Origin of the sequence: Dorea chungnamensis (assembly GCF_039832125.1) — a bacterium.
In the GTDB taxonomy this organism is placed as follows: Bacteria; Bacillota; Clostridia; order Lachnospirales; family Lachnospiraceae; genus JAFBIX01.
The window spans coordinates 36,643-49,366 of sequence record NZ_JBDOHT010000012.1; the positions used below are offsets into that span (position 1 = coordinate 36,643).

The following is a 12,724-nucleotide window of genomic DNA, read 5'->3' on the forward strand; positions in this document are numbered from 1 at the left end:
ATGAAAACTCCCTAATAATCCAGTAAATCCAGGGATTTCATTGTATATTTCCGCAAACATCTTGTCGAAATTTTAACATATAAAAGATAGAGACCTAGCGGTCTCTATCTCTACAATCCCAACAATATTCAACATGCAAATTATTCTTCGCTAGTTTCCTCTTCAGCACTTTCATCCACGCTTTCTGCCTCAGTCTGTTCATTTGCTGCCGGCTCTAAAGCTTTCATACTTAAACTGATTTTTTTCTCATCCTCATTAAGGTCGACAATCTTAGCCGTAATTTCCTGACCTACAGACAATACATCTGACGGCTTGTCCACATGATTTCTTGAAATCTGAGAAACATGAAGCAATGCATCTACTCCAGGTGCAAGTTCAACAAATGCACCAAAATCAGTCATTCTAGCAACTCTTCCTTCAATCACAGTACCAACTGCATATTTTTCTGCTGCATTCGCCCATGGATTAGTCTCCGGGAATTTCAAACTCAAGGCAATCTTTGTATCATTGATTTCTTTAATCATTACTTCTAATGTCTCACCAACTTTGAATACCTTCTTTGGATTCTCAACACGTCCCCAAGACATTTCAGAAATATGAAGAAGTCCATCAACTCCACCAAGATCAATAAACGCGCCGAAATCTGTCACATTTTTAACAGTTCCTTCCATTCTGTCTCCAGCCTGGATCTTAGCAAATAATTCTTTTTGCTTTTCTGCACGTTCAGCAACAAGTAACTGTCTTCTGTCTCCAATTACGCGATTTCTTCTAGGATTAAACTCACTGATTACAAATTCAATCTCCTGATCCTGATACTTACTCAAATCTTTTTCATAAGTATCTGACACAAGGCTTGCAGGGATAAACACTCTTGCTTCATCAATCACAACACTTAATCCACCGCCAAGAATCTGAGCAACAGGAGCCTTTAACACCTCATGATTCTCATAAGCCTCTCTCAATCTTTCATTTCCTTTTTCTGCTGCAAGTCTCTTATAGGTCAAAAGCACCTGACCTTCTCCATCATTAACTTTCAGGACTTTTGCAGTCATTGCATCACCAACGGATACCATAGTCGTTAAATCTGCATTTGCTTCGTTTGTGTACTCGCTTCTTGTAATGATACCGTCTGCCTTGTAACCTATATTCAAGATGATTTCATCGGGCTTTACATCGATGACAGTACCATCTACGACCTCTCCATTTCTTATTGTTTTGAATGACTCTTCCAACATTTGTTCAAAAGTTAATTCTGACATTATTTTGAACCTCCTCAATTATATTATTGGGCGTGGATGCCCCTGCTGTAATACCTACTGTTTCCACGGACCTTAATTGATTCATATCCAAATCGTCAAGTGTCTGTATATAGTACGTATTCAAACATTCATTCTTACATATTTCAAATAACTTCTGAGTATTTGAACTACGTTTGTCGCCGATAACCACCATAGCATCTACTCTCTTTGCAATTTCACAAGCCTCCTCCTGACGTTCCTTTGTTGCATTGCAAATCGTATTTAAAACAATTACATCATACCCCTTTTTTGAGATTATTTCAACTAAATCTTTGAATTTATTGTAATTAAATGTCGTCTGAGAAACGACGCAGACCCTCTGTTCAGCATCTTTCAACTGAAACTGTCTGGCATCTTCTGCTGTCTGTACAACAATTACTTGTTTTCCTGCCCACCCTTTGATTCCTTCTACCTCCGGATGTTCGCTGTTACCAATAATGACAATAAACGCCCCTTTTTTGCTTTCTTCCTCAACGATTCTGTGTATCTTCTTTACAAAAGGACAGGTAGCGTCTACACAAGTCAGGCCTTTTTCCTGTATTTTTTTATATATGTCTCTGGCTACTCCATGAGAACGAATAATAATAACGCCTTTATCCACTGCATCTAATTCTTTTTCAGAGTCAATCACTTCAACTCCTTTTTTGGCTAGATCTTTTGTCACTTCTTCATTATGGATAATCGGACCATAGGTATAGATTTTATCTTCCCGGTGCTGTTCTACCTGTTCATATACAGTGTCAACAGCTCTCTTTACACCAAAACAGAATCCCGCTGTTCTTGCCAACTCTATCTCCATTCTTTTCTCTCCTTAATCCACATCACCTGCACAATTCGACAATTTTATCCACAACTTCAGGAATTGTCATATAAGAACTATCTACCTTTACTGCATCCTCAGCCTGTTTCAGCGGAGCAATCTCTCTTGTCATGTCACGATAATCTCTTTCTCGAATGTCCGATTCAATTTCTTCCAAATTACAAGGGACTCCCTTTGCCATCAGCTCTTCATAGCGACGCTTGGCTCTCGTCTCAACACTTGCAGTTAAAAATATCTTCACGTCAGCATTCGGCAATACACACGTTCCGATATCCCTGCCATCCATGATCACATTTTGTGTACGTGCAAGATTCTGCTGAAGCTCCAATAACTTGGCTCTTACTTCTGGGATTGCCGATGTCATAGATGCCATATTTCCTACTTCCTCATCCCTCAATCTGGAAGTAATATTTGCTCCATTCAGATAAACCTGCTGGATACCATTTTCGTAGCGAATGGTTACTTCAGCATCCTGGCATGCCTTAATCACTTTTTCCGTCTCATCCGCCTGAATTCCCTGATTCAGGAAATGAATCGCCAGACCTCTATACATGGCACCGGTATCAACATAGATAAATCCCTTTTCTTTTGCCACTAATTTTGCAATCGTACTCTTTCCTGCACCTGCTGGACCATCAATTGCCACATTATATCCCATGATATTTCTCCTTTATTCAATATTTACTTTTTCGATTCCTTTTTTAACTCCAGTACATTTCTGTATTAAAAATTGTTTAAATTCTTCAATATCAGCATCCTGAATCCCATCCTTTGGAAAACCAAAGAATTTCTTTCCGCCAGTTTCTACATAAACAATCATTGCTATAATCTTTTCACTTTCGATAATTCGCTCTACATTTTTATAATAAAGCGTCTGTTTATTACCATGTACAAAACTCGTCCAAGAATCTTTACCGAATTCCAGTTTTACATTAAAAGGTTCTTTCCATTTTTTCATTCTTTCTTCATACATTGTCTGCCCGTCTCCGGTTGACGCAAGCATCTCCATCTTTTTCCCGAAAGTCCTTGCCAGAACTTCTGCTATAACAAAAGCCAGCGCCCAACACACAAGATATTTTAACGCGAAAAAGGCAATGCTGCCCGCCGTACCATGTAATACATTACTGTATACAAGCATGAACAATAATACGAATACTCCTCCCGTAAAAACCACGATTTTATAATTTTTTGAAATCTTAGTCATTCCATGGACTTTCAAAAAATCTGTCAATACTTCTTCTGTTTCTATATATCTAAATTGATATTTTCCTTTCATATTCTTCTCCTTCACTCTATATAATACTATTTCCTGCCGCATACGCAGTAGACCACGCAATCTGAAGATTAAATCCCCCCGTTACAGCATCCAGATCTAAGACTTCGCCAATAAAATAAAGGTTTTTTATCATTCTGGATTCCATGGTGCTCGGATCAATTTCTTTTATTCTGACACCACCCTTTGTGATAATCGCTTCATTATAATCACGAAGTCCAGTCAGCGTAATTGAAAGATTCTTAATCAACTCTGCAAAGAACCTTCTTTCTTCTCTAGAAATGATATTCACTTTCTTCTCTGGCGGAATATTGCTCAATTTTATCATAACCGGGATTAATTTGGAAGGAAATAATCCTCCAACCGCATTTTTAAATTGACGATTCTGATTTTCTTCAAATTCTTTCAATATCCGATGATCCAACTGTTCAGCCGAAAGTGCGGGCTTCAAATCGATTGAAAGACGTAATTCTTTTGTTTTTAACCTCTTTCCCACATAACTGCTGGCAGTTAAAATTAGGGGACCACTGACACCATAATGGGTAAACAACATTTCGCCAAATTCATCATACAAGATCTTTTTACCATCACAAATAGTTATGTTTACATTTTTCAGGGATAATCCCTGCAGCTCTTTTACCCACGATTCTTTTGTCTCTATTGGAACAAGTGATGGCATACACTCTGTAACATGGTGTCCCAGATCCTCCGCAAATCGAAATCCATCTCCAGTAGCCCCTGTACTTTGATAGGACAAACCACCCGTTGCAATCATACAAGCATCTCCAGCAACTATCGTGCCATCCTCTAATATAATATGATGAAATACTCCTTCCTCTGATACGACCTTTTTCACTCTTGTCCGAAGAGATATTTCAACTCCAAGGCGATGCATCTCATCGGAAAGAACACGAATCACATCAGAAGAATGGTCAGATATCGGGAACACCCTGCCCCCACGCTCTATCTTCGTCCGAAGTCCAAGTTCTTCAAAAAACGCAATGGCATCCTGATTCGTAAACCCATAAAAACTACTATATAAAAACTTTGGATTTGAAACCACAGAATCAAATAACACATCCATATCACATGCGTTGGTCAAGTTACACCTTCCTTTTCCTGTGATGAATAGCTTTTTCCCTAGTTTTTCATTACTTTCAAACACCAGGACTTCATGCCCATTTCTCGCTGCAATAATGGATGCGAACATTCCTGCCGCGCCCCCGCCAATTATCAACACTTTACTCATCTTTCATATCCTTTGCGTTTTCATTTTCGACACTTCCCGATAATTCCACCTTATCGCCTACCATATTCAATTCATCTTTACTATACACCTGATATTCATCCCAAATCCGTTCTAATGTCTCCAGAGTGGAAATAACCTCTTTCTGCTTCTTCATACACAAAGCAACCACCAACGCATTAACTACACTTAAAGGTGCAACCAATGAATCTACTATTGAAGCCATATCACTTCTTGCAATTAAATTACATGAAGAATATAAATTCATAGGAGAATGTACGCTATCTGTCAAAGTAATTACTTTCGCCTTTCGATTACTTGCATACTCCAATGCTTTCAGTGTACGCATAGAATATCGCGGAAAACTAATTCCAATAATGACATCTTCCTCATTAATGCGGAGTAACTGTTCAAAAATCTCACTGGAACTATTTGTATTCACAGCCACTACATCATCACAGACAAGATTCAGATAAAAGCACAAAAAACTGGCTAAAGGAGCGCAGCTTCTAATGCCAACCACATAGATCTTTCTGGCATTCAATATCGTATCCACAGCCAATTCAAATGCCTCATGGTCAATTGCTTCCATTGTCAGTTTTATCTTCTCAATATCGGATTGTAATACAGAGGTCAGAATCTCTCCCTGGCTGATACGTCCATAAGTCACTTCCATACGTTGGATGGAATTCAATTTCGTCCGTACCAACTCCCCAAGTGCTTTTTGAAATCCCGGATAACCGTCATATCCAAGCGCTGTTGCAAAACGAACGACTGTAGATTCACTGACTCCGACTTCTTCTCCCATCTTCGCAGCCGTCAAAAAAGCGGCTTTGTCATAATCTTCACGAATAAAATCTGCCAGCTTTTTTTGACCTTTACTGAATTTCGGATAACCGTCTTCTATTTTCTTTAACAACTCATTTTTACTTTGCATGTGACATTTCTCTTTCCATTTCAACATTGTTTCCATTATATAGCCAAACCTCTTAAGATTCAAGAGGACATCTGAAGATTCTACTCTTCTTCACCAAAACAAGGTGTGCAAAAATCTGCACACCTTGTTCTTATCATGCTTTCTGTCATTCTATATCTCTGAATTAAACCGGATAACTTCCATTTTCCGTATCAGCTACTGTTGGATCCACTTTTGTCTGCTGTGCTTCTCTGTATTTAAAGAAGTCAACAGCTACTTGCGGGAACAACGCATAAGACAGAACATCCTCATCCTGTTGAATCCACTGCTCACACTCTTTGCGCAATGTATCCAATTCATCAGGAATCAAATCTGCCGGACGGCAGGTAATCGTCTCAGCATTTTCACCCAATACTTTTTTCTTCACATCTTCGTTAAATGGTTTTACAGTTGCACCATACTTACCACTTAAGATATCTTTTGTCTCTTTAGTTGCCATCTTATATCTCTCACCCATCAGCACGTTAAACACAGCCTGTGTACCTACGATCTGGGAAGAAGGAGTTACAAGAGGTGGTTCTCCCAAATCTTTACGTACCTTCGGAACTTCCTCCAGTACATCATAGAATTTATCTTCTGCACCCTGCTCCTTCAATTGAGAAGTAAGATTTGACAACATGCCACCTGGTACCTGATATAACAGAGTCTTAATATTAACACCCATGTTCTTTGGATTCAACAGACCACTTTCCAATGCTTCGTCACGAATCGGACGGAAGTAATCAGCAATCTCAGCCAATAAGTTCTGGTCAAATCCAGTATCATATGGTGTACCTTTGAAAGTCTCAACCATAACTTCTGTTGCCGGCTGAGAAGTTCCAAGTGCAAATGGTGACATTGCTGTATCAATGACATCCACTCCAGCCTCTACAGCTTTCAAATAAGTCATAGATGCAACACCTGATGTATAGTGCGTATGAAGCTGGATCGGAAGATCTACAGCTTCTTTTAACGCGCCAATCAGTTCTGTTGCCTGGTATGGTTTCAAGAGACCTGCCATATCCTTAATACAGATAGAATCCGCGCCCATGTCCTGAATTCTCTTTGCAATATCAACCCAATACTCTAATGTATAAGCATCACCCAAAGTATAAGAAAGAGCCACCTGAGCCTCTGCCTTTTCCTTATTAGCTGCAGTTACTGCAGTCTGCAGATTGCGCAGATCATTTAAGCAATCAAAAATACGAATGATATCAATACCATTAGCTACAGATTTCTGAACAAAATATTCTACCACATCATCTGCATACGGACGATATCCTAAGATGTTCTGTCCACGGAATAACATCTGTAATTTTGTATTCTTAAATCCATCGCGGAATTTGCGAAGTCTGTCCCACGGATCTTCTTTCAGGAAACGAAGGGATGCGTCGAATGTAGCACCTCCCCAACATTCCACTGAATGATATCCTACTTTATCCATCTTCTCAATAATCGGAAGCATCTGTTCTGTTGTCATACGGGTAGCAATCAGAGACTGATGTGCATCACGCAGAATGGTTTCTGTTATTTTAATTGGTTTTTTCTCAATTTCTGCCATTTTATATCCTCCTATAATCTATCAACAATTTTTAGATCATTATACACCTACGCCGAAAATTGCCATAAATGTTCCGGCTGCAACTGCAGTACCGATTACACCCGCTACGTTCGGTCCCATCGCATGCATCAGAAGGAAGTTTGTAGGATCCGCTTCTGCACCTACCTTCTGTGATACTCTGGCCGCCATTGGAACTGCAGATACACCGGCAGAGCCAATCAAAGGATTTACTTTTCCATGCGTTGCATAGCACATCAATTTACCAAACAATACTCCGGCTGCTGTACCAAACATAAATGCTACAAGTCCCAGAACAACAATTTTAATGGTGTCCATATTCAGGAATGCTTCTGCACTCGTTGTTGCACCTACAGAAGTACCAAGCAAGATTACTACAATATACATCAATGCATTAGAGGCAGTCTCAGTCAGCTGTCTTACAACTCCCGATTCACGGAACAGGTTACCAAGCATCAGCATACCAACCAGCGGTGCTGTCGTCGGAAGAATCGTACACACTACAACAGTAACAATAATCGGGAAAAGAATTCTTTCCAATTTAGAAACTGGGCGAAGCTGTTCCATCTTAATCTTTCGCTCTTTTTCAGTTGTCAATAACTTCATAATTGGCGGCTGAATGATCGGAACCAGTGACATGTAAGAATATGCCGCCACCGCAATCGGCCCCATTAATGCCGTCTGCTGTAATTTACCGGCAAGAAAGATAGAAGTCGGTCCATCTGCACCACCAATAATAGAGATTGCTGCCGCTGCTTTATCAGAGAATCCCATTGCCATTGCACCAAGATATGCTGCAAAAATTCCAAACTGCGCTGCTGCTCCCAGCAGGAAACTCTTTGGATTAGCAATCAATGGCCCAAAATCTGTCATCGCACCTACCCCGAGGAATATCAGAGACGGAAGAATTGACCACTCATCCAAAACATAGAAGTAGTAAAGTAATCCTCCGGTTCCATTGGCTGCCTCATCTGCATGCAACATAATATCTGGATAGATATTTACAAGAAGCATACCGAACGCAATTGGTACCAGGAGCAGAGGTTCAAACCCATGTCTGATTGCTAAATATAGGAAAAAACATGCAACTGCAATCATGATCAAATTGCCCCATGTGAGACTGAAAAATGCTGTCTGATGCACGAGGTTTCCTAATGTTGTTGTTATATATTCCATTTTTTAACCTCCAGTCGTGTTAAATAAACATAATCAGATTATGTCTCTAGTTTAATGTAGCAAGAACAGCTCCTGATTCTACAGCATCACCAACTGCCACATCAATACTTGCCACTGTTCCATCTTCTGGTGCCACAACTGGAATTTCCATCTTCATTGCTTCAATAATTACAACCGCATCGCCTCTTTTTACACTCTGTCCAACATTTGCTTCAATCTTGAACACTTTTCCTGCAGCTCCGGCTTTTACTTCAACAGAACCTGCTCCTGCAGCCGGTGCAGCAGTCTTTGGTGCTGCTGGTGCTGCAGCAGGTGCGGCCTTTGGTGCTGCTACTGGCGCAGCCGATGCCACACCTGCACCTTTTTCTTCTACTGTTACATCATATACATTTCCGTTTACTGTAATTGTATAATTTTTCATTTTAAATTCCTCCTTTGGGTAGTTATGCATTCCATTTATTTGACGGACGACGTCTAATACTTCTTACAACAAATCCATCTTTGCTGCATCCTTCTGCCTCTCTGGCGGCAGCAATTGCTGCAGAAATGACTGCGATCAATTCCAGATCATCTGCGACCGGAGTCTCAACTGCAGAAAGATTCTGAACAGGAGCTTTCTCTGTCTTAACTTCCTGTACAGGCTGCTTTTTGAATTTTTTCTCAATCGCAGGAATATATTTAAATAAGGAAATCAGGAATGAAATAAAAATCAGTACTATAAATACCGTTCCCATTCCAAGTATCGTATTTAATCCTGCTTTTTCCAATATTTCTCCTGTTGAATATTCTGCATCAACTGTCATGCTGTCCAGATAAGAATCTTCATCAAATACAAATGTAATCGTTGCTTCACGGTCTGAGAACTCAACTGCTGTTGTAACTTTAAGTTCATCTGTAGATGCCTCAAATGTATAATCACCATGACCTATATATTCACCACACTCTTTAGTAGCCGCTTGCCACGCCTCCAATGCTCCAAGGAAACTTTCCTGCGTAACAGGGATCCCAGCCTCAGTCAACTGTAGCTCAACATTAAAATCTGTCATGGACTTCCACTGTTCGAGCGTTGCTTCATCGGTACTCGCACAATAACTCAACAGAAATTCTGTCGTCTGTTCAATGGTAGCTTCATCATAATCCATTGTTTTATTGCCGCTTCCACATGCGGTAAAGCAGAGCATTGTCGCAAGCACACAGAGTAATAAACTAATCTTTTTTCTCACTTTACCTCACCTCTCTAAACTGCACCATGTTTTTTCATCGGGCGTTCTTCTCTCTTGGTAAATAACATCTCAAATGCACCGATGACATATTTTCTGGTATCAGCTGGTTCAATAATCGTATCTACATATCCTCTTCTTGCTGCTGAAAGCGGGCTTGACTGCAATTCTTTGTATTCTGCTGCTTTTTCTTTTACAGTAGCCGAATCAGAATTTGCATACATAATCTTAGCTGCAAGATTTGCATCCATCATACCAATCTCTGCAGTTGTCCATGCATACACTATATCTGCACCGATAGACTTACTATTCATTGCTACATAAGCACTTCCAAATGCTTTTCCAATCACAACATTCACTTTTGGAACTGTTGCATTGGCAAATGCATAAGTAAGCTTTGCAGCTTCTCTCGCAAGATTTCTTTCTTCACATTTTCCGGCTTTAAATCCAGACACGTTTGTCAAAGAAAGAATCGGAATATTAAAAGCATCACAAAATGTTATAAATTCCGCTGCTTTTCTTGCTCCATGAGCAGACAAGGAGCCATCAAATTCTGCGACAACTTCTGCATTTTCATTGTATACTTTTGAACGGTTCGCAACAGCACCCACTGTCATCCCATTCAATCGAATAAATCCGGTCACCATATCCTTTGCAAAATTCTTTTTCGTCTCAAAGAACACGTTGCTATCAGAAATATTGGCCAGTGCAATTGCAGTATCTTCAACTGCATTTTCAATCCCTTCACATACACGGTTGAGATCATCTGTACACTCATCGTAGGCAACATTTTCCTCATTATTACAAGGAAGCATACAAATTAGGGCACGAATATTTTCAAGGATTTCTGCTTCTGTTCCCACCACATCTACAAGACCAGACTTTTCACTCTGATATTCTGCAGAAGAGGTATCCAGCTTTGAAATCTCATTGCCAGGAATTGCATTTGGTGAATTCACAAATAACTTTGCATCAGATGCTTCCATGAAGGTAAAATCTGTCAAAGCAGGGACGAGAGCAAGTCCACCACCACAAGTCCCAAAGATTGCTGTAATCTGTGGAATCACACCAGAAGCCATTGATTGTTTTAAGTACAGATTACCAAATGCCTCTAATGCATCTGTCGCTTCCTGAAGTCTAAAACCAGCACAGTCTACAAGACCGATTACCGGCGCACCCATCTTCATTGCCATATCATAGATATTTGAAATCTTTTTCGCATGCATCTCACCAATTGCTCCATTTAATACCGTTGCGTCCTGGCTATATACATATACTAAATTTCCGTCAATTACTCCATAACCAGTAATTACACCATCAGCCGGAGTGTCTTTTTCCTGCATGTTAAAATCAGTGCTTCTGGCAGTAACAGCACCACCGATTTCAACAAAGCTTCCTGCATCAAGTAAAGAAGCAATTCTTGCACTTGCTACATTTTCTGTTGCCATGTTGCCCATAGTATAGTCCTCCATTTTCTTACATATTTAAATTGGGTTGATACTTAATTGTAAAGTAGAACCAAATTTTTGCCAATTGTATTATATCGTTTTTCTTCTCTCCATGCAATACTTTTCGCATTTTTCTGTTAAAATATTATCGAATTATTTTTTTATTATATCAAGTTATCATGGCAGCACGTTAAAGCAACTGTGAATTTTGCACTATTCATTAACTTTTTCTTAACTTTTTATTGTACTTTAGTCTAATTTATGATATATTTATCATGGTTTTTAAATGTAGACATTTTTCTACACAAAAACCGAAACAATACTATATTTTTAATTGGAGGGTTAAAAATGGAAACAACAAAAAAGAAATGGCCATTTGGTTTCTATGTATGTAGTTTCTCTTTCACTCTTGAAAGACTTGCATACTACGCTGCTAAATGGGGCGTTGCCATCTTCATCGTTCTTTCTGCAGCAGAAGGAGGTCTTGGACTTTCCAAAGCTGAGGGTGCGTTGATGAGTTCCAACCTGGTAGCATTTACTTATATCACACCAGTTATCGGTGGATACATTGCTGACCGTTGGATTAGCCCAAGACTCCTCGTTCCAATCGGAGAGATTTTAATGGGTCTTGGTTATTTATGTGCATGGCAGGCACAGAGCAAAGGTATGGTTTGGGTTATGATTATCCTGATTGCTATCGGTACAGGTTTCTTCAAAGGAAATGTATCTGGTATCAACGGACGTCTGTTCCCATTAGCTGACGCAGATACTTTGGACTCTATCTTCAGTATCCAGTATTCATTCGTTAATATTGGTTCATTCTGCGGAACAACATTCCTGACTCTTGTTGCTACAAACTACAGCTATCGCTTCATGTTCCTTCTTTGCGGAATCTTCATGTTCATCGACTGTGCATGGTGGCTCTTTGGAATGAAGTTCTTAGGTGATGCTGGTAAAAAACCATTCCTTGTTGACAACAGAACTGAAGATGTTGACAAAGCTGACAAAGAGAAAGACAATGCTCCTCTTACAAAGCTTGAGAAAAATCGTGTTATCGCTATCTTAATCGTAACACTGTTCTCTGGTGTATTCTGGTTAATCTGGTACATGGCTTACATGCCAGTTTACTATGAATTTGGTCCAATTGAGCAGGGCGGTTCCGGATGGGCTAACTGGAACATCGGTTCTTTCCAGATGCCTACTGCATGGTTTGACTCTATGAATGGTCTTCTTTGTATTATTCTTTGTCCTGTATTCGCTGGAATCTGGGCTAAGATGAAACAAAGACCACAGGGCGACTGGGGAATGTTCACAAAGACATCTGTAGGTATTATTATCCTTGGTCTTTGTACAGCATCCATGGTACTTGCTGCATTCCTTAGCGGTGAAGGAACAAAAGATCCAGTTGGTATCTGGGTTATCATCCTGACAGCTGTTGCTATGTCTGTCGGTGAAGTTATCTTCTCACCACTTGGAAACTCTTTCATCAACAAATATGCTCCTAAGAAACTGCTTGGAACATTGCTTGGTGTATGGCCACTCATCATTTTCTTCGCTGGAAAAGGATATGGTCCACTTTACAACTTCCTTGCACAGTTCTCATTCGTTAAAGCTTACGGTATCGTTACAATCCTGATCATCGCCTGCGGTGTTATCATGTTAGCGTTCACGAAGAAATTTGACGAAATGGTTGGCGGTAAATAAGTCAA

The 12,724-nt window shown here is 39.8% G+C and carries 12 protein-coding genes; 1 reads left to right on the plus strand and 11 read right to left on the minus strand.

Annotation, left to right across the window (positions count from 1 at the left end):
- Positions 1-140 precede the first annotated feature (140 nt).
- From rpsA to ABE613_RS11165, 11 genes are all read right to left on the minus strand, one after another.
- Positions 141-1,259, minus strand: a complete 1,119-nt coding sequence (rpsA, locus tag ABE613_RS11115) for a 30S ribosomal protein S1 (RefSeq protein ID WP_347376396.1) — start codon at positions 1,257-1,259, stop codon at positions 141-143.
- Complete coding sequence (gene ispH / locus ABE613_RS11120) at positions 1,240-2,097, minus strand: 4-hydroxy-3-methylbut-2-enyl diphosphate reductase (protein ID WP_347376397.1); 858 nt, start codon at positions 2,095-2,097, stop codon at positions 1,240-1,242. Before ispH ends, rpsA begins: the two co-directional genes overlap by 20 nt.
- Before the next feature lie 22 nt (positions 2,098-2,119).
- Positions 2,120-2,776 (minus strand): (d)CMP kinase, encoded by a 657-nt coding sequence (cmk, locus tag ABE613_RS11125; protein WP_235233174.1) that lies wholly within the window; start codon positions 2,774-2,776, stop codon positions 2,120-2,122.
- 12 nt (positions 2,777-2,788) lie between these two features.
- The gene (locus ABE613_RS11130; protein WP_235233175.1) at positions 2,789-3,394 is read right to left on the minus strand and encodes a YcxB family protein; all 606 of its coding nucleotides are present in this window, start codon (positions 3,392-3,394) and stop codon (positions 2,789-2,791) included.
- A gap of 16 nt (positions 3,395-3,410) precedes the next feature.
- The gene (locus ABE613_RS11135; RefSeq protein ID WP_235233176.1) at positions 3,411-4,640 is read right to left on the minus strand and encodes a BaiN/RdsA family NAD(P)/FAD-dependent oxidoreductase; all 1,230 of its coding nucleotides are present in this window, start codon (positions 4,638-4,640) and stop codon (positions 3,411-3,413) included.
- Complete coding sequence (locus ABE613_RS11140; protein ID WP_235233177.1) at positions 4,633-5,574, minus strand: MurR/RpiR family transcriptional regulator; 942 nt, start codon at positions 5,572-5,574, stop codon at positions 4,633-4,635. The genes ABE613_RS11135 and ABE613_RS11140 overlap by 8 nt, the downstream gene beginning before the upstream one ends.
- A 163-nt stretch (positions 5,575-5,737) precedes the next feature.
- Positions 5,738-7,153, minus strand: coding sequence for an oxaloacetate decarboxylase subunit alpha (locus tag ABE613_RS11145; RefSeq protein WP_235233178.1), 1,416 nt, complete (start codon positions 7,151-7,153; stop codon positions 5,738-5,740).
- 39 nt (positions 7,154-7,192) lie between these two features.
- The gene (locus ABE613_RS11150) at positions 7,193-8,347 is read right to left on the minus strand and encodes a sodium ion-translocating decarboxylase subunit beta (RefSeq protein ID WP_235233179.1); all 1,155 of its coding nucleotides are present in this window, start codon (positions 8,345-8,347) and stop codon (positions 7,193-7,195) included.
- 46 nt (positions 8,348-8,393) lie between these two features.
- The gene (locus ABE613_RS11155) at positions 8,394-8,768 is read right to left on the minus strand and encodes a biotin/lipoyl-containing protein (RefSeq protein ID WP_235233180.1); all 375 of its coding nucleotides are present in this window, start codon (positions 8,766-8,768) and stop codon (positions 8,394-8,396) included.
- A gap of 22 nt (positions 8,769-8,790) precedes the next feature.
- Positions 8,791-9,570, minus strand: coding sequence for an OadG family transporter subunit (locus tag ABE613_RS11160; RefSeq protein WP_235233181.1), 780 nt, complete (start codon positions 9,568-9,570; stop codon positions 8,791-8,793).
- Between the two features lie 14 nt (positions 9,571-9,584).
- Positions 9,585-11,024 (minus strand): acyl-CoA carboxylase subunit beta, encoded by a 1,440-nt coding sequence (locus ABE613_RS11165; RefSeq protein ID WP_235233182.1) that lies wholly within the window; start codon positions 11,022-11,024, stop codon positions 9,585-9,587.
- 339 nt (positions 11,025-11,363) lie between these two features.
- Here ABE613_RS11165 and ABE613_RS11170 point away from each other — a divergent pair, with 339 nt between their 5' ends.
- Positions 11,364-12,719 (plus strand): peptide MFS transporter, encoded by a 1,356-nt coding sequence (locus tag ABE613_RS11170; RefSeq protein WP_235233183.1) that lies wholly within the window; start codon positions 11,364-11,366, stop codon positions 12,717-12,719.
- Positions 12,720-12,724: the final 5 nt, after the last annotated feature.

Excerpts from the sequence above, each read along its gene's own strand:
- rpsA (WP_347376396.1), bottom strand. The coding sequence starts at position 1,259 with ATGTCAGAATTAACTTTTGAACAAATGTTGGAAGAGTCATTCAAAACA.
- ispH (WP_347376397.1), bottom strand. The coding sequence starts at position 2,097 with ATGGAGATAGAGTTGGCAAGAACAGCGGGATTCTGTTTTGGTGTAAAG.
- cmk (WP_235233174.1), bottom strand. The coding sequence starts at position 2,776 with ATGGGATATAATGTGGCAATTGATGGTCCAGCAGGTGCAGGAAAGAGT.
- ABE613_RS11130 (WP_235233175.1), bottom strand. The coding sequence starts at position 3,394 with ATGAAAGGAAAATATCAATTTAGATATATAGAAACAGAAGAAGTATTG.
- ABE613_RS11135 (WP_235233176.1), bottom strand. The coding sequence starts at position 4,640 with ATGAGTAAAGTGTTGATAATTGGCGGGGGCGCGGCAGGAATGTTCGCA.
- ABE613_RS11140 (WP_235233177.1), bottom strand. The coding sequence starts at position 5,574 with ATGCAAAGTAAAAATGAGTTGTTAAAGAAAATAGAAGACGGTTATCCG.
- ABE613_RS11145 (WP_235233178.1), bottom strand. The coding sequence starts at position 7,153 with ATGGCAGAAATTGAGAAAAAACCAATTAAAATAACAGAAACCATTCTG.
- ABE613_RS11150 (WP_235233179.1), bottom strand. The coding sequence starts at position 8,347 with ATGGAATATATAACAACAACATTAGGAAACCTCGTGCATCAGACAGCA.
- ABE613_RS11155 (WP_235233180.1), bottom strand. The coding sequence starts at position 8,768 with ATGAAAAATTATACAATTACAGTAAACGGAAATGTATATGATGTAACA.
- ABE613_RS11165 (WP_235233182.1), bottom strand. The coding sequence starts at position 11,024 with ATGGGCAACATGGCAACAGAAAATGTAGCAAGTGCAAGAATTGCTTCT.
- ABE613_RS11170 (WP_235233183.1), top strand. The coding sequence starts at position 11,364 with ATGGAAACAACAAAAAAGAAATGGCCATTTGGTTTCTATGTATGTAGT.